The organism is Halovibrio sp. HP20-59, assembly GCF_033052795.2.
Classification (GTDB): domain Bacteria; phylum Pseudomonadota; class Gammaproteobacteria; order Pseudomonadales; family Halomonadaceae; genus Vreelandella.
This window is the reverse complement of sequence record NZ_JAWJUW020000005.1, coordinates 114,777-133,919: the sequence shown is the minus strand read 5'-3', so window position 1 is coordinate 133,919 and position 19,143 is coordinate 114,777. Positions and strand designations below refer to the sequence as shown.

Genomic DNA, 19,143 nt, shown 5'->3' with positions numbered 1-19,143 from the left:
TACAAAGCGCCAGGGAGAACACTGTGGACGCAAGCTCACCATTAACATTTGCCATAATCGGACTTATCGTTGGCTTTATCGCTGGCATGGGTTGCTATCGCCTATTCAGCAAAAGCCAGCGCGACAGGGCTGCCTTGCGGCAAAAGCTACTCGAACACGAACATCAAATCGCTGAAATGAAAAGTAGCGTTGGCAGTCACCTGACAGGGATTTACGAACGCCTCAGCAAAATACGTGATGAAGCCAATCAGCTAGAGCGACAGTTAAAAGCTGACGCCGAGGAGTGGAATATTCGCGATGCCGCTATCCAACCTGGCCTTGACCTAACCAACATACCAGCGGACAAAAAATCACCGTCAACCGAGGACAGCGTCGCCCCGGCGACCCCCCGCGACTATGCTGACGGAAAAAACGGCACACTATCGGAAGATTTTGGTTTGAAGGGCGATGAGGCAGCAACGCCACAGCCGCCGCGTTACTAACTCACTCAACGTTACCGGCCTCTCCCCCCCCCCCCCCCTTAAATGTTATTGCCGTTTAGATGTCTATTCGTTAGGCGGGGTTATCGATATCCACAAAGCGATGCTCGACACCGTACGCATCGCTTAGCCATTCGCCTATGGCCTGAACACCGTAACGCTCAGTCGCATGGTGGCCCGCTGCAATATAATGAATACCCATTTCACGCGCTAGATGCGTAGTCCGCTCGGATATTTCACCCGACACAAAGGCCTGCGCACCGGCCTCAATAGCGGCCGTAATCATGTCCTGCGCACCGCCGGTGCACCAAGCAATACGTTCTATACTGCCCACTTGTGGAGCCTCAATCACCAACGGCTCACGTTGCAGCGTGTGTGCAACGTGCGAGGCCAAAGACTGAATGGTCTGCGGTTGCACTAAACGTCCAGACCATAACAATCCATCGCCAAGCTCCCCATCAAGACAACCTTCAACCTTCCAGCCAAGGCGCCTCGCCAATTCGGCGTTATTGCCCATCTCTGCATGAGCATCCAGTGGCAAGTGATATGCCAATAAACTGATATTGTGCTCAAGCAGCGTTTTAATCCGCCTCTGCTTCATGCCGGTAATCGCCACGGGCTCGTTTTTCCAAAAATAGCCGTGATGCACTAATAGCATATCCGCCTGCCAGGCGACCGCTTCATCCAGCAGCGCTTGACAAGCCGTCACGCCGGTCATAATACGCCTAACCTGGCCGCTACCTTCTACTTGCAATCCGTTAATCGTAAAGTCTTTAAACTGTGAGGCGCGCAACTGATGATCACAGGCTGCCACTAATTGGTCGCGATGAATCATAAAAAGACTCCGTTAATGATTAAAATGCACCCGTGAGGAACCTGCTCATAAAGTGTTACCATACTGCTATTATAAAGACTCGCCTCTTATTATCGCCAATAGCGAGACCGACCCCGTTAAGGAATGTTTGCATGCGACGCTATGTGCTGCCTTACCTATGGCCTGTCCTCACAGGCGTACTGCTCGCTATATTGATTTTAGTTGCTCTCCCCGAACGACTGCCTAATCCGATGAGTGATACGCCCCCCCAGACGTCGGCACCCGCTATTTCCACGACACCTACAGCCGTTGAGCGCGACACTAATCGCCCTGCGCCCGAGATCCACCAGGCAGCACCGCTAACTCGCAATCAAGGCCCAGCAAGCTACTCCCATGCGGTGAATCAAGCGGCGCCTGCAGTAGTTAACATCTATTCTTCGCGTATTGTTGAGCGTGACCAGCACCCACTGATGTCGGACCCGTTTTTCCAACAGTTTTTCGATAACCAAGGCGATGACGCGACAACTCATCAACGTATGCTTTCGAGTCTAGGCTCTGGGGTTATCGTTAGTGAAGACGGCTATGTACTGACCAATCATCATGTCATCAACGGTGCGGACGAGATCCAGGTAGCCTTGCGCGATGGTCGTGAGACACTAGCCGAAGTGATCGGCACCGATCCAGAGAGCGACCTGGCCGTATTAAGAATTAACCTGGACGACTTGCCAGTGATTGAACTGACGGACTCTGCTGACGTAGCGGTAGGCGATGTAGCGCTGGCCATCGGCAACCCGTTTGGCGTGGGACAAACCGTCACAATGGGCATTATTAGCGCGACGGGACGCAACCACCTTGGCCTTAACGCCTACGAAGACTTCATTCAAACCGATGCCGCTATCAATCCGGGCAACTCAGGCGGGGCGCTAGTCAATCCTGAGGGCGCCATGGTCGGGATTAATACCGCGATCTTCTCACGCTCAGGCGGCTCCCAGGGCATTGGGTTTGCGATTCCTGCCAACCTCGCCCATAGCATTCTTGATGAATTGGTCACCCAAGGCCGCGTGATCCGCGGCTGGCTGGGTATCGAGGCGCAGGCGCTGTCACGAGAACTAGCCGCCTCCTTTGGCCTGCGAACGCCGCAGGGGGTAATTATCGCAGGGGTCGTCAATGACGGCCCAGCCGACAAGGCGGGGCTAGAGCCGGGAGACGTTTTGCTCGCCGTCGATGGAGAGCCTATTTTAGATGCACGTACCGCCATGAGTGATATTGCCTCAATCCCCCCCGGCACGTCTCTTCCGCTGACTATCGTTCGCAGCGGCGAGCGCATGCAAATGACCCTAGAGGTGGGAGAGCGCCCGCGGCCCGTTTCCACGGTAGACGATGAAGGAATGCCACGCCAACGCGGATCATAACGCCCTAACGTAAAGCGCCTAACATAAATAGCTAGGCGCTTTTAGCGGCTTCAATCGCGAATCCGATACTCCGCTGAGCGCGCATGGGCGGTTAACGATTCACCTCGCGCCAATACCGAGGCGATTTTACCCAATTCAGAAGCACCGGCAGCAGAACAATGAATAATCGAAGAGCGCTTCTGAAAGTCGTAAACGCCCAGCGGTGAAGAGAAACGCGCCGTACCGGAGGTAGGTAAAACGTGATTCGGTCCGGCACAGTAATCGCCTAACGCTTCAGCGGTATAGCGCCCCATAAAGATCGCCCCAGCATGACGAATATCGTCCAACCATGCTTCAGGCTCAGACACCGAAAGCTCCAAGTGCTCAGGCGCAATGCGGTTAATCATGGCAATGGCGTCTTGAGCATCCTGGCAGTGAATCAACGCGCCCCGCTTACGCAGCGATTCACGTACAATCTCTGCGCGCTCCAAGCTCGGCAGCAGACGCTCAATCGCCGCTTCCACCGCATCCAGATGCTCAGCATCCCAGCTAACCAAAATCGATTGGGCGTCTTCGTCGTGCTCGGCCTGAGAGAATAGATCCATCGCCAGCCACTCGGGATCGGTCTGACCATCGGAAACCACCATAATTTCCGATGGGCCGGCAATCATATCAATGCCCACTTGCCCAAACACCGCGCGCTTTGCCGTGGCGACATAGATATTACCCGGCCCGACGATTTTATCGACCCGAGGAACACTTTCTGTGCCAAACGCAAGCGCGGCGACGGCTTGTGCACCGCCAATGGTGAAGACGTAATCAACACCGGCTAAATGTGCGGCTGCCAGCACCAGCTCGTTTAATACGCCGTCAGGCGTGGGTACGACCATCACGATTTCGCGCACACCGGCCACGTGGGCAGGAATCGCATTCATCAGCACCGAAGAGGGGTACGCCGCTTTGCCGCCAGGGACGTAGATGCCAGCGCGATCCAGCGGTGTGACTTTCTGCCCTAATACCGTGCCATCGGGCTCTTGATACTGCCAAGAATCAGGTTTTTGACGCTCGTGGTAACGCTTGATTCGTTCAGCGGCGCTAGAGAGCGCCTCGCGCTGCTCGGCAGGCAAGTGATCAAACGCTTTCTTTAGCTGTTCAGGGGTTAGCTGCAGCTCATCCATCTGGGTCACAGAGAGCCGGTCAAAACGATTCGTGGCTTCAATAACGGCAGCGTCGCCACGCTGCTTAACGCTGGCCAGTATTTCCTCAACCCGCGTTTGCACCGCCTTATCAGACACGCTATCCCAATCCAGCAGGCGGTCAAGCCGCCGATGGAAGTCCCCATCGTTCGTCGATAGCCGAGCAATCGTGGGCTGTTCGCTAACGTTTGTTTCACTGATCGCTTGTTCGCTAATAGGATCGCTCATAGGTCACCTCAAATTATTCGGCAAGCTGTACCTGACGCTTTTTAACTGCGCTGTCTAAGCGGGCCAGTAACGGTTTAATACGCTCATGCTTCATGGTCATGGCCGCCTTGTTGACGATCAAGCGCGTGCTGATATGGGCGATTAATTCACGCGGCTCCATGCCGTTGGCACGTAAGGTATTGCCCGTATCGACAATATCGACAATTTCATCAGCCAAATTCATCAAGGGCGCAAGCTCCATAGCACCATAGAGCTTGATGACCTCGGCCTGGATACCCTGCTCGGCATAATAACGACGCGCGATATTGACAAACTTAGTAGCCACCCGGCGCCGCGCACGGGCAGGCAATTCCCCGGTGACGCCAGCCGTCATCAATTTGCAGCGGGCAATATCGAGATCCAATGGCTCATAAAGCCCTTCAACACCGTGCTCAAGCAGCACATCTTTGCCTGCAATCCCCACATCGGCGGCCCCTAGCTGAACGTAGGTAGGCACGTCGGTGGCACGGATAATCACCAGTTTTACATCGGGCAGGTTGGTATCAAAGAGTAGCTTGCGGCTTTTGCTGAGATCTTCAACGGGCGCAATGCCCGCATCGGCTAGCAGCGGCAGCGTCTCTTCCAGGATACGGCCCTTCGAGAGGGCTAAAATCAGTTGCTTACTCATCGTGTTGGCCAATGGTTATTAGTATGCAAGGGCTTAGCAGAAGGAACTTAATAGCAGAGACTTTAGTAATAAAAACTTAGTAGCATGACTCAGCCAGGAATACGGCGAATACGCGCACCCAGCAACTGCAGCTTTTCTTCGATGCATTCGTAGCCACGATCAATATGATAGATACGATCTACCAGCGTTTCGCCTTCGGCCATCATTGCTGCAATGACTAGCGAAGCGGAGGCGCGCAGATCGGTTGCCATCACCGGCGCGCCGGAAAGCTTCTCAACTCCTTCAATCAGGGCGGTGTTACCTTCCAACACAATATTAGCGCCCATGCGATTGAGCTCTTGAACGTGCATAAAGCGATTTTCGAAGATGGTCTCTACCACTCGAGAATGCCCTACAGCGACGGCGTTCATGGCCACGAACTGTGCCTGCATATCAGTTGGGAACGCCGGGTAAGGTGCTGTGCGAATATTGACGGCGGTAGGGCGCTTACCGTGCATATCCAAAGCAATCCAGCCCTCGCCGCTAGTCACCTCGGCCCCCGCCTCTTCAAGCTTGGCAATCACGGCATCCAGGATATCTGCCCGGGTGCGTTTAACTTTAACGCGCCCACCCGTCATTGCTGCAGCCACAAGGAAAGTGCCTGTTTCAATACGATCAGGCATCACGTCGTGTTCGCAGCCATGCAACCTTTCGACACCCTCAATGGTGATGGTATCAGTGCCCTGGCCGCTGATGTGAGCGCCCATCTTGATCAAACACTCCGCCAAGTCGACGATTTCAGGCTCGCGGGCAGCGTTCTCTAAAACAGTCTTGCCGTCGGCCAAAGTCGCCGCCATCAGCAGGTTTTCGGTACCGGTTACCGTGACAGTATCGAAGTAAATCGTCGCCCCTTTCAAGCGGCCATCGACCCGCGCGCGGATATAGCCAGCCTCAACGCGAATCTCAGCGCCCATGGCCTCCAGGCCACGAATATGCAAATCCACCGGGCGCGAGCCGATGGCACAGCCGCCGGGTAACGACACATCAGCTTTGCCAAAATGCGCCAGCAGCGGGCCTAGCACCAGGATCGAGGCACGCATCTTTTTGACCAACTCGTAGGGCGCGTGGCAATGAGTGACCTGCGAACCATCCAGCTGGATACTCAGTTTTTCGCCCATCACCGGCTCAACGCCCATGCGGCCGAGCAGCTCTAGCGTGGTGGTAATATCTTGCAGGTGGGGCAAATTGCCAATCACCACCGGTCCATCGGCCAACAGGCTGGCACACAGGATGGGTAGCGCGGCATTTTTAGCGCCGCTTGCCCACACTTCTCCGTCTACCGCCCCGTTGCCGGTAATAAGTAATTTATCCATTTAACCGGCCGTTATTGGACGTTTTCCGGCGCAGTTTGCCACTGCGTCGGGGTGAACGTTTTAATGCTAATGGCGTGAAGCGCACCCGAAGCTATCTCGTCGCTAAGCGCAGCGTAAACAAGCTGCTGACGTTTCACCGGAGAAAGACCTTCAAAGGCATCGCCAACCGCAATCACCTGAAAATTACAGCCTTCACCCTGGATATGGAACTGACATCCATCGATGCGGGATTCAAGCAGTGCTTTTACCTCGTTGGGTTGCATGGCGCAAAAAACTCCTTTGGGGGCATCATTATTAAGAAACGTAATTGGATAGACATAATAAAGAAAAGCAACGCGCTTGGCGATGGCGGCGCATTAAACACCCAGCGTGGCCGCTGGGTGTTCGATTAAATCATCCAGCTCCGCCAGTGATGCCAACCTAAGCAAAGGCGCTGAAAAATGTATCGCCTGGACACTAATAGCGCGCCGCTGGCAAATACGTAGCCACTCAAACAAGACACTAATAGCAACGCTGCTAGCTTTATTAACTTGACTAAAATCCAACGTAACCGCGGCAAGTGACGTTGATTCCAGCCACTGAACGCCACTGGCGGCCACATCGGCCGCCAGTGTCACATCCACATCGCCTGTCACCGACAAGGTGTCACCCTTCTCAACCACAGTGACGCTAGCGCGCGAGAATAGGGCTGTCACGCATCGCCTCCCTGTTCCAACTCTTCAACACCAACATCAGGTGACCAGCCGTCAATGACCGCATCATAGTCACGGTTATTATCGCGCATGGCTTGATCAAACTGGTTGCGGAAAGTTAACCCCAGGTTGATCCCATTAACGATCACATTGACCACCCGCCATTCGCCGTCAGAAAGCCGCAGGCTATAGCTCACCGGGTAGACTTCACCGTCATCAGCTACTACCTCCATAGCGACGCTAGCCTGGTCCTCATAACGCTGAGACTGCTGGTTATCCAGCACCCGCAGCTCATTGTAATCAAACGTCACCAGACCGCGAGCGTACGTATCAATCAACGTTTGACGAAATACATCGGCAAACCGGCGGCGTTGCTCGGGCGTTGCATTGCGAAAATAATTGCCCATGACGCTAGCACCGATGTAGCGAAAATCAGCCACTTGATCCAAATTGCTATCAACCAATGCTTTAAGTTCGCCAGGGTTGTTAGCGTAATAATCCTTGCGGCCCTCAAGATCCGCCATCAGTGACTCAACATTATCGCGAATTAGCGCCTCTGGGGACTGAGACTGCGCTTGCACTTGCAACGAAGCCAATAATGCAATCATCGCTGTGACCGCCAGCAACCAACGATTTAGCACCCAACTTACTCCTTTCATAACTTTCACCTCATCACCCCAACCTACGTTGGATTGTTGGATTAGCTTTTAATTACTTGCCATATTGGACACAAATTGCTGGATAAGTTCTTCTAATACCAGCGCCGACTGGGTATCACGAATGGTATCCCCATCTTCCAACGGCTCGGGGTCCGCGCCCACGCTAATACCGACGTACTGCTCGCCCAATAGTCCCGCTGTCAGAATGGAAGCAATAGAATCTTGAGACAGCTGGCCTTCTAGCTCACTATCGAGGCTCATCACAACCCGCGCGTCAAACCACTGGGTATCCAATTCAATGGATTCAACTCGCCCCACCGTCACCCCCGCCATGGTGACCCGAGCACGGGGTTTTAAGCTGCCAATATTGGCGAAATTGGCCTCCAATTGAAACGACTGAGTGGGGGCAGAGAGTGTCAAACCACTGACACGCAAGCCGAGGAATACCAGCCCCAAGATGCCCGCGATCATAAACAGACCAACACCGAACTCCATGGTTTTACTGCGTTTCATGAAACTGCTCCACCCATTAAAGACCGCCAAACATAACGGCAGTTAAGACAAAATCAAGCCCCAGAACTGCAAGCGACGAATACACCACTGTACGCGTGGTTGCGCGCGAAATACCTTCAGACGTGGGCACTAGGTCGTAGCCCTGGAATACCGCAATCCAGGTCACCACCACGGCAAATACCATGCTTTTTATGACACCGTTGCCAATGTCGTTGATAAAAGCCACGTTAGCCTGCATGTTGCTCCAATAAGAGCCTTCAAACACGCCCAGCCACTCGACGCCTACCAAATAGCCGCCCCAAATACCTACCACGCTAAACCCGACCGTTAGTACCGGTAGCGACACAAAACCGGCCCATAGGCGCGGCGCCACCACTCGACGCAGCGGGTCAACACCAATCATTTCCATGCTAGTGAGCTGCTCGGTGGCTTTCATCAATCCTATTTCAGCTGTCAAAGCAGAGCCCGCCCTGCCAGCAAACAACAGTGCGGCTACCACTGGGGCGAGTTCACGCAATAGCGAAAGTGCCACCATTTGACCCAACGCCTGCTCAGCGCCAAAGTCGACTAGGATGGTATACCCTTGCAGCGCCAGCACCATACCGATAAATAGCCCCGACACCAGTACAATCGCGAGCGAGAGCACGCCCACAAAGTGCATCTGATGCAACCATAGCCGCCAACCCTCTCGAGAGGGCAAACCGATTGCCGACTGAGCAAGAAACACGCCAGCGCGGCCCCAGGCTTCGATTAAATCGCACCCTCTACGACCTAAACGTCTGATGCGCTCACTGCTGCTAGAAAAATTTGACTGCATTTACCCTGCCTTCGTGGTCATGGTGTCACCCAAGATATCGCGATAAAACGGGTCAGCGGGATAGTGAAATGGCACAGGGCCATCGGGCTCACCATGAATAAACTGGCTAACCCGCGGATCTTGGTTGGTATCCAGGGTTTGCGGTGTGCCATGAGCGATTACCTGACCATCCGAAATCAAGTAGAGGTAGTCCGCGATGCTCAAGGTTTCCTTGATATCGTGAGACACCACTACCGAGGTCAGTTGCAGCGCTTGATTAAGACGCTTAATAAGCTGGACCAACACGCCCATGGAAATAGGATCCTGACCCACAAACGGCTCGTCGTACAAAATCAGCTCAGGATCAAGCGCCACCGCCCGCGCCAGGGCCACCCGACGCGCCATCCCCCCCGACAGCTCAGCGGGCGCCAAGCGATACGCACCGCGTAAGCCGACCGCCTGCAACTTGAGTAGCACCAGGTCACGTACCATGGTATCAGGCAGGTCGGTATGTACCCGCAGAGGAAAAGCGACATTCTCAAATACATCCAAATCGGAAAAAAGCGCGCCGCTCTGGAACAGCATGCCCATCCGTTTACGCAACGTGAACAATGCTTTTCGAGATAGCCGATGAACGTCCTGCCCATCAATCAAAACCCGCCCCTGATCGGGCGTCAGCTGCCCCCCTATCAGCTTGAGCAACGTGGTTTTGCCGGAACCGCTGGGGCCCATGATCGCGGTCACCTTGCCCCGTTGGATGGTCATGTTCACACCGCGAAAAATCTCATGATCGCCGCGTGAAAAATAAAGCTCTTCAATTTCGATAAAGGGAGCGTCTGTCATAGCTTAGTTGACCCTTAGCGAGGCGCATATTAATTAGCTATCATACCCTACTTGCTGTCCTAGCAGTTAAAAAACAGCGTTTCTAAAACGTTATCAAACATTGTACTGTAATGCTACGCAACACTACCGCTCGATGGTGGGGCGCCTTAATCTGCAAATGACTTACTCAGCAATAGCGTCTAGCGGCTTAACTGCGGGCTCAGCACTGCCTATCAGGGGCGCCAAGATGTTATTCTAAGCAGCTATTCGCTTTTATATTTTCACTCGTTAAGAGATCACGCCATGCGTCAGCCTCTCGCCCCACCCAGCCTACTACGCGAAAGTGCACTGCGTACGCTGCAAATTGAGCAGGCAGCCATTGGCGGTCTCCAGGCTAAGCTTGACGAAAGCTTCGACCGCGCCTGCGAGCTGATACTGGCCTGCCAAGGGCGAGTGGTCGTGACCGGCATGGGGAAATCCGGCCATATCGCTGGCAAGCTCGCCGCAACGCTTGCCAGCACCGGCACACCGGCTTTTTTTGTGCATCCCGGGGAAGCAAGTCATGGCGATCTAGGCATGATCACCCGCACGGATGTAGTACTGGCACTCTCCAACTCGGGCGAAACCGCCGAAGTGACCGCCCTGTTGCCGCTGCTTAAGCGCCTGGGCACGCCGTTGGTGAGCATGACGGGGCGCCCTCAGTCTACCCTTGCCAAACACGCCGATGCGCACCTGAACAGCGGCGTTGAACGCGAAGCGTGCCCGTTGGATCTCGCCCCCACCAGCTCTACCACGGCGGCCCTGGCGCTGGGCGACGCGCTCGCCGTCGCGCTACTCGAAGCGCGCGGCTTTACCGCCGAAGATTTTGCCCTTTCCCACCCCGGCGGCAGCTTAGGCAAGCGGTTACTGCTGCGCGTTAGGGACTTAATGCACGAGGGCGAACGGTTGCCTCAGGTCGCGCTAGGCAGCCCGCTGCGCGATGCTCTATTGGAAATAACGCGACAGGGTTTAGGCTTCACCTGCGTAGTGGATAGTGAGGGACGTCTCGCTGGGGTGTACACCGATGGCGACCTGCGCCGCACCTTGGATCAATTTCACAATCTACGCGACGTGCTCGTCGATGATGTGATGACCCGTCCAGGCAAGCGCATTGGCCCCGATATACTAGCAGCAGAAGCAGTGCGCATTATGGAAGAGAGCCGGATTACGGCGCTAGCGGTGGTCGATGAACAGCAGCGTCCCATTGGTGCGTTACATATGCACGATTTACTGGCTAGCGGCGTTATTTAACCAATTAACAGCAAAACTTAACGATTTTTAATGGAGACCTTATGACGCTATCTGCTGCGCTACTTGACCAACTCCGCCGTGTACGCCTACTGGCGCTAGATGTTGATGGTGTACTGAGCGACGGCCGCCTCTATTTTCAGGCTGACGGTATCGAAATCAAAGCCTTCCATACCCAGGACGGCCACGGACTAAAATTGCTTAAGCGGGTAGGCATTCACGTTGCCCTGATTACCGGCCGCGACTCCCCCATGGTTAGCCAGCGCGCCGCTGCACTCGGCATTGATCATGTCCATCAAGGCTGCGAAGACAAACTGGCCACTCTGCGGGGGCTTTGCCAGCGTTTGGATTTAGCACTGGAGAACGTGGCCTATTGCGGCGACGACCTGCCCGACCTCGCCGCTATCAAGCGTTGCGGTGTCGGCATTACCGTACCCAACGCCCCCGACTATATGCACACCCATGCCGACTGGACAACGGAGCGACTGGGTGGCCACGGAGCGGTACGCGAAATTTGCGACACGCTGCTTGAAGCTCAGGGGCACTGGGGCGCGGTGCTCGATACCTACTTGCACGGTCGTGGCTAAATGTTTAAGCGGCTAAAAACACGCGCTTGGTTAGCGGGGCTCTTTATTGCCCTGGGCGCGCTGCTGGTATGGCTTGACCCAGGCGGACCGAAACAAATGGCCATCGACCCCGAAGCGCAGGCCCAAGAGCCAGGGCATGTGCTGGAAAACGCTGAACTAACGCTATTTGATGACGCTGGTAATATCATGCAGTCGCTAAAAACGCCGCGCCTGATTCATACCCCGCAACTCAGCGAAACCTGGGCTGAAGAGCCCAGAGCGGTATTGTTCGACAGCGACAGCCGCCAATGGCTGGCCAACGCCGATGAAGGAACGCTCAACACCGCGACTCAGGTGCTTGTTTTAACGGGCTCAGCACGGCTTATCGCCCCGAACGAAGGCTGGCAACTGGATACGCAAGAATTGCACTATGATGGGCTACAGCGGCATGCCTGGAGCCAAACACCGGTAATGCTGCAGCAACCTCCCCAGCAAATGACTGCGTCACGTATGGATGTGTGGCTTGACGATAGCCAGGTGCGGCTCACTGACAATGTCCGCGGCATCCATCCCCCGGCCACGCAACGCTAATAGGAACCGCCATGAAAGCGCTTATTTTCAACGCCCTCGTCTACACTGCTCTTTTTGCGTTTACGGCACCGCTAACCGCGGCAGCCCAAACCAATTCTTCCCCGCAACAAGCACCTGTGGAAGTTGAAGCCGACCGCTTAGATCTTGATCAGCGTGCCGGCACCGCCGTCTACACCGGGAATGTGGAAGTGCGCCAGGGCGAAATGCGGCTGCGCGGCGAGCGGGTCGAAATCCAACGCAATGACGCGGGCGAACTCTCGACAGCAACCGCCACCGGTGAACGTGCCTACTTACGCCATCAAGCGCAAGACCAGGACGGCCCTACCGAAGGCTGGGCACGACGGATTATTTATCACGTCGCCGAGCGCCGGGTAGAGCTGATTGATCAAGCCGAACTGATCCAAAGGCAAGACACGTTTAAAGGAGGACGGCTCGAATACTTTATTGACCGTGAAGTGATTCAAGCCCGCTCAAACGTTGAAGGCAGCGAGCCCCAGCGCATTCGCATGACCCTCCAGCCGGAAGAATAGGGAGTCAACTTGTGGCAACTGCTGAAACAACTGAAACTGCGCCGATCAAAACCCTCTATGCTCACCACCTGGCCAAAAGCTACAAGCGCCGCCGGGTGGTAAAAGATATTAACCTGGAAATTGCCCAAGGCAGCATTGTCGGCTTACTCGGCCCCAACGGTGCAGGGAAAACCACCTCGTTCTATATGATTGTCGGGCTAGTAAAAGCCGATGCAGGCAAGGTAGGGATTGACGCGACGGATCTAACCCACGCCCCGATGCACAGGCGCGCAGCGGCCGGGATTGGCTATCTACCTCAAGAGGCGTCTATTTTCCGTAAATTGTCGGTTGCTGACAATATTATGGCGATTCTCGAAACCCGCAAAGCCCTTAGCCGCAGCGACCGCGAACAGCGCTTGGAGGCGCTGCTTGAAGACTTCCACATCAGCCATATTCGTGACAACCTCGGCATGAGCCTTTCCGGCGGCGAGCGCAGGCGGGTCGAAATTGCCCGCTCGCTTGCCACTGAGCCTGCCTTCATCTTGCTCGACGAACCCTTTGCCGGCGTTGACCCCATTTCGGTGGGCGAAATTAAAACCATCATTCGCGCCCTTAAGCAACGCCATATCGGCGTGCTGATTACCGATCACAATGTGCGCGAAACCCTGGATATTTGCGACATCGCCTATATTGTCGGTGATGGTCAAATCATTGCCAGCGGGCCACCGGCGTCGATCCTCAACAACCAAAAAGTAAGAGATGTTTATTTAGGCGCCGACTTCCGCCTATAAGCTCACGCTTATCCTTATGCGCATTTTTTCTTCCTGTAAATAGCGCTCTGCAACAACTTTACGACCAATGGCATGCTTATTGCACTTGCACCTGCAAGCCACTCGCACTAGGGTAAACCTTTCCGATTAGCGAGTGGTTCTCAGATGGTCATGAAAGCTTCTCTACAACTGCGTATTGGCACACAGCTGACCATGACACCTCAGTTGCAGCAGGCAATCGCTCTGTTGCAGCTATCGACGCTGGATTTGCGTCAAGAAATCCAGCAGGCCCTAGATGCCAACCCGATGCTGGAGCAAGAGGACGAATTCAGCGAAGAAGAGGCTGCCAGCGAGCCTAAAGAGGAAGAGTGGTCAGACACTATTCCCACTGAGCTATCCGTCGATAGCGATTGGTCAGATACTTATCAAGACCTAGGCAATACGGGTAGCAGTGGCAGCAGTGAAGGTCCCGATTTTGAGCGCCAGGCCGCTGGGCAAAGCCTGCACGGTCACCTTTTATGGCAGCTGGCCATGACCGATTTCAGCGACCGTGAGCAGCTCGTTGCCGAAAGCCTCATCGACGCGCTAGACGCCAACGGCTATTTAACCCAGCCCATTAACGATATTCGTGAAGGACTCCGCGCTCAAGGGGTGGAGGGACTTAGCCAGCGCGAAGTCGAAACCATCCTGCTCAAACTACAGCAGTTCGAGCCCACCGGCATTTTTGCCCGGGACCTGCGCGAATGTTTAATGCTGCAACTCGCCGCCCTTCCCGATAACACCCCGCTGCTGGTGCCCGCACGCCGACTCGTACGCCAATTTCTTGAGGCGCTAGGCAAGGATGACATGCGCTTGCTAAAACGGCGGCTGGGACTCGACGACGTACAGCTAAACGAAGTTATCCAATTGATTCGCGGCCTTGATCCACGCCCTGGCAGTGCCTATGGCGACACCGATGATAGCTATGTAACCCCCGACCTTGTAGTACGCCACGACCACGAGGGCTGGCATTTAGAACTTAACCCTGAAGCCCTGCCGCGGCTGCGCATTCAGCCTGACTACGCCAGCTTGATAAAGCGGGCGGATAAAAGCCAGGATAATCAGTTTCTCAAAGAGCACTTGCAGGAAGCGCGCTGGTTAATTAAAAGCCTCTCTAGCCGCAACGACACCCTGCTGCGCGTCGGTCGAGAAATCGTCACCCGCCAAATTGGCTTCTTGGAGCGCGGCGAAGAAGCCATGAAGCCGCTGATATTGGCCGATATTGCCGAGGCCGTGGAGATGCACGAATCGACTATTTCGCGGGTAACGACACAAAAATATATCCATACCCCCCGGGGCGTGTTCGAGCTCAAATACTTTTTTTCAAGCCAAGTGAGCGGCCAAGACGGCGACAGCCACTCCAGCACGGCCATTCGTGCGCGGCTCAAGAAACTGATTCATGAAGAATCACCCGGCAAACCGCTTTCCGACAGCCGTTTAGTGACGCTATTAGGCGAAGGGGGGATTCAGGTAGCGCGTCGTACCGTGGCCAAATATCGCGAAGCCATGGGCATTCCCTCATCCAGCGAGCGGCGTCGCTTGCGCTAGGCCCTGCCACCGTTTCAGGAAACTCTCGACAAGGGGCTTTGCAACATGGCAAAAAGGGTTACAATCGAAGAACAGTCCGATAGAAAGGAGTACGTCAATGCAAGTCAATATCACTGGTCATCACGTAGAACTGACTGACGCCTTGCGTGACTATGTTAACGAAAAGCTAGAACGTGTAGAGCGCCATTACGACAATATAACCACGGTGCAAGTCACCCTATCAGTTGAGAAAGAGCGCCAGCAGGCCGCGTGTACGCTGCACGCCGCAGGTGCTGATTTACACGCGGAGGCCCTAGACAGTGATATGTACGCCGCTATCGACGCCCTGGCGGACAAAATAGACCGTCAACTCGTCAAACATAAGGAAAAAGCACAAGCGCGCGCCCAAGGCGCGGGTGTGCGTTAAATCAATGACGCTGGAAACCATACTCCCCCCGGAACGGGTGCTATTTGACGTTCCCGGAGGCAGCAAAAAAAGGGTGCTGGAGTTTTACAGCACCTTTATTGCCCAAAATATTCCCAGTCTAGACAGCCAAGAAGTGTTTAGCCGATTAATCGGCCGTGAGCGTCTGGGCAGTACCGGCATCGGTAACGGTGTGGCTATTCCCCACGCGCGTAGCCCCCATTGCACTGCTCCGATCGCTGGGTTTTTAAAACTCTCAGAAGCGGTTGATTTTGACGCCATCGACGGCGACCCGGTTGACTTGGTATTTGTTCTACTGGTGCCGGAAGAAGCCGATGACACCCACCTCTCCCTGCTAGGCCAGGTAGCCACCATCATGAATGATGGTGGTACGCGCCAGCAGTTGCGCAAAGCAGGCAGTCAGCGTGAGTTACTCGAACTTATCACCGCCAAAATTCGCGAGCTCTCCACCCCCTAACGGGGTGTGAGTTACTGTTACTGAAGGTGCCGATCATACGGCGATTGTTTATTCACTCACCCCTACCAATGAATGCAGCTTGAGCAAAGCAAAGAGAGATTCTATGCAACTGGTCATCATTAGCGGCCGCTCCGGGTCCGGTAAGTCTATCGCTTTACAAGCGCTGGAAGACCTCGGCTATTATGCGATTGATAACCTCCCCGCCATGCTGCTGGGATCATTGGTGGACGAATTACGCGGTCAGGGTAATCGTGCTCATTTGGCGGTCAGTATTGATGCGCGTAACTTACCTGGGGCGTTGGAACAATTACCTTCGCTTTTAGAAGAGCTGCGCCAGCGTCAAATAGATTTCCAAGTGATCTATCTGACCACCGATGCGCGCATTCTGCTAGAGCGTTATTCTGCCACGCGGCGGCGACATCCGCTGACTCGCGATAGCGAAATGACGCTTGAAGAAGCTATCAATAAAGAAGAAGAAACGCTGCACGATATTCGCGATCTGGCCGACCTTTTAATCGACACATCGCGCTTATCGGTACACGACTTACGCCGCCGTATTACCGATCAAGTGGCCCATCAGCAGCGCGACCAACTTACCCTGACGCTTGAATCGTTCGGTTATAAGCGAGGCGTGCCCTTGGATGCCGATCTGGTCTTTGACGTACGCTGCCTACCCAACCCTTATTGGGACCCGACTTTACGCCAGTTTACAGGCCGCGATGCCCAAATTGTCGATTTTTTGAGCGGCTATCCGATTGTCGACGCCATGAGCAACGACATACAGGCGTGGCTTGAGCGTTGGTTACCAGCCTACCTAAATAGCCAGCGTAGCTATATGACAATAGCCATTGGCTGCACCGGTGGCCAGCACCGTTCGGTTTATATGACGGAGCAGCTTGCTAAACGGCTGACGACTAGCATGGGTGAGGTTCAGTTACGCCATCGAGAACTTGGGCTGCATTACACGCTAAGCGAACAGCCTGCCGCATCGCTAGCCAACGTCCCCCATACCGACGAGCCACAAGAAACTTCTTAAGCGCTTTTTTTGATTAATGACACCACTCGGCGAAAAGGAACCAGGGTGCCAGAAAGAACACTTACCCTCACCAACCAACGCGGCCTGCATGCCCGCGCAGCCACGAAACTGGTCAAATGTGGTCAGCAGTTCGCGGCTGACATACGTGTTTATAAACAGCAGCAGATGGCCGATGCCGCTAACATTATGTCGCTACTAATGCTTGCAGCCCCGTGCGGCACCGAGCTAACGATCACCGCCGAGGGCGATGACGCCGAACAGGCACTTGATGCCATTCAAGCGCTGTTCGACGCTCGCTTTGAAGAGGACCCGTAGCCGCTTTTACTGATTAGTCACCTGCCACCGTCATGGCGTCAATCAACCAGCTACCCGTGTGAACACTGCCACGGGTATCGGTATCATCACCAATACCCACTAATCCCGCAAACATCCGCTCAAGATTTCCGGCGATAGTAAATTCCTCGACCGGGTACTGCACTTTGCCGTTTTCAACCCAGAAGCCCGCCGCCCCGCGCGAGTAATCGCCGGTCACGCCGTTGACGCCTTGGCCCATCAGCTCAGTGACCCAAATGCCCCGCCCCATTTCTTGTAGCAAGCTATCCCGGGATTGCAACGGTGCGTTCAAACGCACGTTGCGCGCACCACCAGCATTCCCCGTGGTTTGCATGCCAAGCCGCCGAGCACTGTAGGATGAGAGCATATAGCTGGCAATAATCCCCTGATCGATAAAACGATTGTTGCGCGTTTGCACCCCCTCGCCGTCGAACGGCGAGCTTGCCGTGGCGCCGATTTCCATCGGTCGCTCCTCAAGGCTAAACCAATCGGGAAACAGCGGTGTACCGAGCCGATCGCATAAGAACGAGGCCTGACGGTAGAGCGCCCCACCGGCTAAACCGCCCAGCAAGTGGCCGATCAAGCCACCGGCCAACGACGGGTCAAACAGCACCGGGAAGGTACCTGTTGGGGGACGTTTGGCTCCCAGCCTGCGCAACGTTCGGGTGGCAGCTTCGCGGCCCACCTCGGCGGGATCACGCAGCGCCTGGGGATCACGAGAGGAAGTATAATCGTAGTCGCGCTGCATACCTGCCGCATCTTGGGCAATCAGCATGCACGAAAGCGAGTGACGACTGCCCTTTTGAGTGCCTAAAAAGCCATGACTATTGGCATAAACGCGCACCCCTTCACCGCTGGAGAGCGACGCGCCATCCGACTGGTAAATGCCTTCAACATCGCGCCCAGCCTGCTCACAGGCAAGCGCCAACTCAATGGCTTCATCGGTGGTTAACGCCCAAGGGTGGTGAACCTTTAAATCGGGTAGCTCAGTCGCCATCAGGTCCGCATCGGCCAATCCCGAGGCTGGGTCTTCACCGGTATAGCGGGCAATCGACAGCGCTTTCTCAACCACCGCCTGGATCGATGCACTGCTGGCATCGGTAGACGAAGCACTGCCTTTACGTTGGCCCACGTATAGCGTGACAGCGATGCCTTGATCACGCGATAACTCTACCGTTTCAACCTCTCCCAAACGCACGCTGACGCCTAACCCCTGGTCAACGCTAGCGCCTACTTCAGCGGCATCAGCGCCCAAGCGCTTGGCCAGCGCGAGCGCCTCTTCTGCCCTGGCGGTCAGTAACGACTGCTGGGCGGATGCATCAAATGCCTGTGCCATATGGCCTCCTTTCTCAACCGAATGTCTTCGGTGGAATCAATGTTGTTCTCGCAGCTGGTATAATGCCGCATCGAATCTTGTCTGTGAGCCACACTATGCGTAAGCAACGTCCCGATACCGATCCTAATACTCATGCAGTAGAAGAGCAGGAAGAACGCCCTAGCAAGTCGCAACTCAAACGCGAAATGCATGCCTTACAGGCACTTGGGGAAACCTTAATCGCCATGCGGCCAGCGGAACGCGCCCGCTTCCCCCTCTCTGACGATATGCTGCGTGCGATCGAAGAAACAGCGCGCATTCGTTCCCATGAGGGTCGCCGCCGCCATATGCAGTATGTCGGCAAACTGATCCGTAAAGAGGATCTCACCGCCATTCAAGCCGTATTCGACTCCATCGATCAGGAGCAGGAGCAACGTGATCACGCGTTTCACCGACTGGAAAAATGGCGGGAACGCTTAATTGACGAAGGCGACGCGGCGGTTGATCTGTTTATGGCGGAGCATCCCGATGCCGATCGCCAGACGCTGCGTCAATTAGTTCGCAACGCCCAACGTGAGCGCGAACAGGGCAAACCGCCGACCAGCTCGCGCAAGCTATTCAAACACCTGCGCGAAAGCCTCGCTCTTTAAAGGCGGCTC

At 55.0% G+C, this 19,143-nt stretch carries 24 protein-coding genes; 13 read left to right on the top strand and 11 right to left on the bottom strand.

Translation table 11 applies throughout. From position 1 onward, the window contains the following. Positions 1-23 precede the first annotated feature (23 nt). Complete coding sequence (locus tag RZA33_RS07830) at positions 24-482, top strand: YhcB family protein (RefSeq protein ID WP_317507292.1); 459 nt, start codon at positions 24-26, stop codon at positions 480-482. A 70-nt stretch (positions 483-552) separates the two neighbouring features. Here RZA33_RS07830 and RZA33_RS07825 read toward each other — a convergent pair whose 3' ends face one another. Further along, complete coding sequence (locus RZA33_RS07825) at positions 553-1,314, bottom strand: Nif3-like dinuclear metal center hexameric protein (protein WP_317507291.1); 762 nt, start codon at positions 1,312-1,314, stop codon at positions 553-555. 131 nt (positions 1,315-1,445) lie between these two features. Between RZA33_RS07825 and RZA33_RS07820 the strand changes: the two genes are divergently transcribed. Further along, positions 1,446-2,705, top strand: coding sequence for a Do family serine endopeptidase (locus tag RZA33_RS07820; protein WP_317507290.1), 1,260 nt, complete (start codon positions 1,446-1,448; stop codon positions 2,703-2,705). A gap of 50 nt (positions 2,706-2,755) precedes the next feature. Here the strand turns inward: RZA33_RS07820 and hisD are convergent, their stop codons facing one another. The 9 genes from hisD to RZA33_RS07775 form a co-directional block, all read right to left on the bottom strand. Beyond that, positions 2,756-4,108: a histidinol dehydrogenase gene (hisD, locus tag RZA33_RS07815; protein ID WP_317507289.1), complete on the bottom strand. Its 1,353-nt coding sequence runs from the start codon at positions 4,106-4,108 to the stop codon at positions 2,756-2,758. A gap of 13 nt (positions 4,109-4,121) precedes the next feature. Next, positions 4,122-4,775 carry an ATP phosphoribosyltransferase gene (hisG, locus tag RZA33_RS07810; RefSeq protein WP_317507288.1) on the bottom strand — a complete coding sequence of 218 codons (654 nt, stop codon included), beginning with the start codon at positions 4,773-4,775 and terminating at the stop codon, positions 4,122-4,124. An 89-nt stretch (positions 4,776-4,864) separates the two neighbouring features. Further along, a complete protein-coding gene (gene murA, locus RZA33_RS07805) occupies positions 4,865-6,127 on the bottom strand; it encodes a UDP-N-acetylglucosamine 1-carboxyvinyltransferase (RefSeq protein WP_317507287.1) in 1,263 nt (420 codons plus the stop codon). 11 nt (positions 6,128-6,138) lie between these two features. Then, positions 6,139-6,390: a BolA family protein gene (locus RZA33_RS07800; RefSeq protein ID WP_146873961.1), complete on the bottom strand. Its 252-nt coding sequence runs from the start codon at positions 6,388-6,390 to the stop codon at positions 6,139-6,141. 93 nt (positions 6,391-6,483) lie between these two features. Then, positions 6,484-6,822: an STAS domain-containing protein gene (locus RZA33_RS07795; RefSeq protein WP_317507286.1), complete on the bottom strand. Its 339-nt coding sequence runs from the start codon at positions 6,820-6,822 to the stop codon at positions 6,484-6,486. Beyond that, a complete protein-coding gene (locus RZA33_RS07790; RefSeq protein WP_317507285.1) occupies positions 6,819-7,478 on the bottom strand; it encodes an ABC transporter substrate-binding protein in 660 nt (219 codons plus the stop codon). The genes RZA33_RS07795 and RZA33_RS07790 overlap by 4 nt, the downstream gene beginning before the upstream one ends. A gap of 48 nt (positions 7,479-7,526) precedes the next feature. Beyond that, complete coding sequence (gene mlaD, locus RZA33_RS07785; RefSeq protein WP_317507284.1) at positions 7,527-7,991, bottom strand: outer membrane lipid asymmetry maintenance protein MlaD; 465 nt, start codon at positions 7,989-7,991, stop codon at positions 7,527-7,529. Positions 7,992-8,007: 16 nt separating this feature from the next. Then, the gene (gene mlaE / locus RZA33_RS07780; RefSeq protein WP_317507283.1) at positions 8,008-8,808 is read right to left on the bottom strand and encodes a lipid asymmetry maintenance ABC transporter permease subunit MlaE; all 801 of its coding nucleotides are present in this window, start codon (positions 8,806-8,808) and stop codon (positions 8,008-8,010) included. Then, entirely contained in the window at positions 8,809-9,630 is an 822-nt protein-coding gene (locus tag RZA33_RS07775; protein WP_317507282.1) for an ABC transporter ATP-binding protein, read from the bottom strand. A gap of 282 nt (positions 9,631-9,912) precedes the next feature. Between RZA33_RS07775 and RZA33_RS07770 the strand changes: the two genes are divergently transcribed. From RZA33_RS07770 to RZA33_RS07725, 10 genes are all read left to right on the top strand, one after another. Beyond that, positions 9,913-10,899: a KpsF/GutQ family sugar-phosphate isomerase gene (locus RZA33_RS07770; RefSeq protein WP_317507281.1), complete on the top strand. Its 987-nt coding sequence runs from the start codon at positions 9,913-9,915 to the stop codon at positions 10,897-10,899. A 41-nt stretch (positions 10,900-10,940) separates the two neighbouring features. After that, positions 10,941-11,483 carry a KdsC family phosphatase gene (locus RZA33_RS07765; RefSeq protein ID WP_317507280.1) on the top strand — a complete coding sequence of 181 codons (543 nt, stop codon included), beginning with the start codon at positions 10,941-10,943 and terminating at the stop codon, positions 11,481-11,483. Further along, on the top strand, positions 11,484-12,053 hold the full coding sequence (gene lptC / locus RZA33_RS07760; protein ID WP_317507279.1) for an LPS export ABC transporter periplasmic protein LptC: 570 nt from the start codon (positions 11,484-11,486) through the stop codon (positions 12,051-12,053). It begins immediately after the preceding gene. Positions 12,054-12,064: 11 nt separating this feature from the next. After that, the gene (gene lptA, locus RZA33_RS07755; protein ID WP_317507278.1) at positions 12,065-12,583 is read left to right on the top strand and encodes a lipopolysaccharide transport periplasmic protein LptA; all 519 of its coding nucleotides are present in this window, start codon (positions 12,065-12,067) and stop codon (positions 12,581-12,583) included. 44 nt (positions 12,584-12,627) lie between these two features. Beyond that, on the top strand, positions 12,628-13,353 hold the full coding sequence (gene lptB / locus RZA33_RS07750; protein WP_317507427.1) for an LPS export ABC transporter ATP-binding protein: 726 nt from the start codon (positions 12,628-12,630) through the stop codon (positions 13,351-13,353). A gap of 144 nt (positions 13,354-13,497) precedes the next feature. Then, positions 13,498-14,919 carry an RNA polymerase factor sigma-54 gene (locus RZA33_RS07745; RefSeq protein ID WP_317507277.1) on the top strand — a complete coding sequence of 474 codons (1,422 nt, stop codon included), beginning with the start codon at positions 13,498-13,500 and terminating at the stop codon, positions 14,917-14,919. 97 nt (positions 14,920-15,016) lie between these two features. Beyond that, entirely contained in the window at positions 15,017-15,325 is a 309-nt protein-coding gene (hpf, locus tag RZA33_RS07740; protein ID WP_007114683.1) for a ribosome hibernation-promoting factor, HPF/YfiA family, read from the top strand. A 4-nt stretch (positions 15,326-15,329) separates the two neighbouring features. Then, a complete protein-coding gene (locus RZA33_RS07735; RefSeq protein ID WP_317507276.1) occupies positions 15,330-15,800 on the top strand; it encodes a PTS sugar transporter subunit IIA in 471 nt (156 codons plus the stop codon). A 103-nt stretch (positions 15,801-15,903) separates the two neighbouring features. Continuing rightward, the gene (gene rapZ / locus RZA33_RS07730; protein ID WP_317507275.1) at positions 15,904-16,836 is read left to right on the top strand and encodes an RNase adapter RapZ; all 933 of its coding nucleotides are present in this window, start codon (positions 15,904-15,906) and stop codon (positions 16,834-16,836) included. 45 nt (positions 16,837-16,881) lie between these two features. Continuing rightward, the gene (locus RZA33_RS07725; protein ID WP_317507274.1) at positions 16,882-17,151 is read left to right on the top strand and encodes an HPr family phosphocarrier protein; all 270 of its coding nucleotides are present in this window, start codon (positions 16,882-16,884) and stop codon (positions 17,149-17,151) included. 13 nt (positions 17,152-17,164) lie between these two features. Here the strand turns inward: RZA33_RS07725 and pmbA are convergent, their stop codons facing one another. Next, positions 17,165-18,505 (bottom strand): metalloprotease PmbA, encoded by a 1,341-nt coding sequence (gene pmbA, locus RZA33_RS07720; RefSeq protein WP_317507273.1) that lies wholly within the window; start codon positions 18,503-18,505, stop codon positions 17,165-17,167. Positions 18,506-18,600: 95 nt separating this feature from the next. Here pmbA and yjgA point away from each other — a divergent pair, with 95 nt between their 5' ends. Then, positions 18,601-19,134, top strand: a complete 534-nt coding sequence (yjgA, locus tag RZA33_RS07715; RefSeq protein ID WP_317507272.1) for a ribosome biogenesis factor YjgA — start codon at positions 18,601-18,603, stop codon at positions 19,132-19,134. Positions 19,135-19,143: the final 9 nt, after the last annotated feature.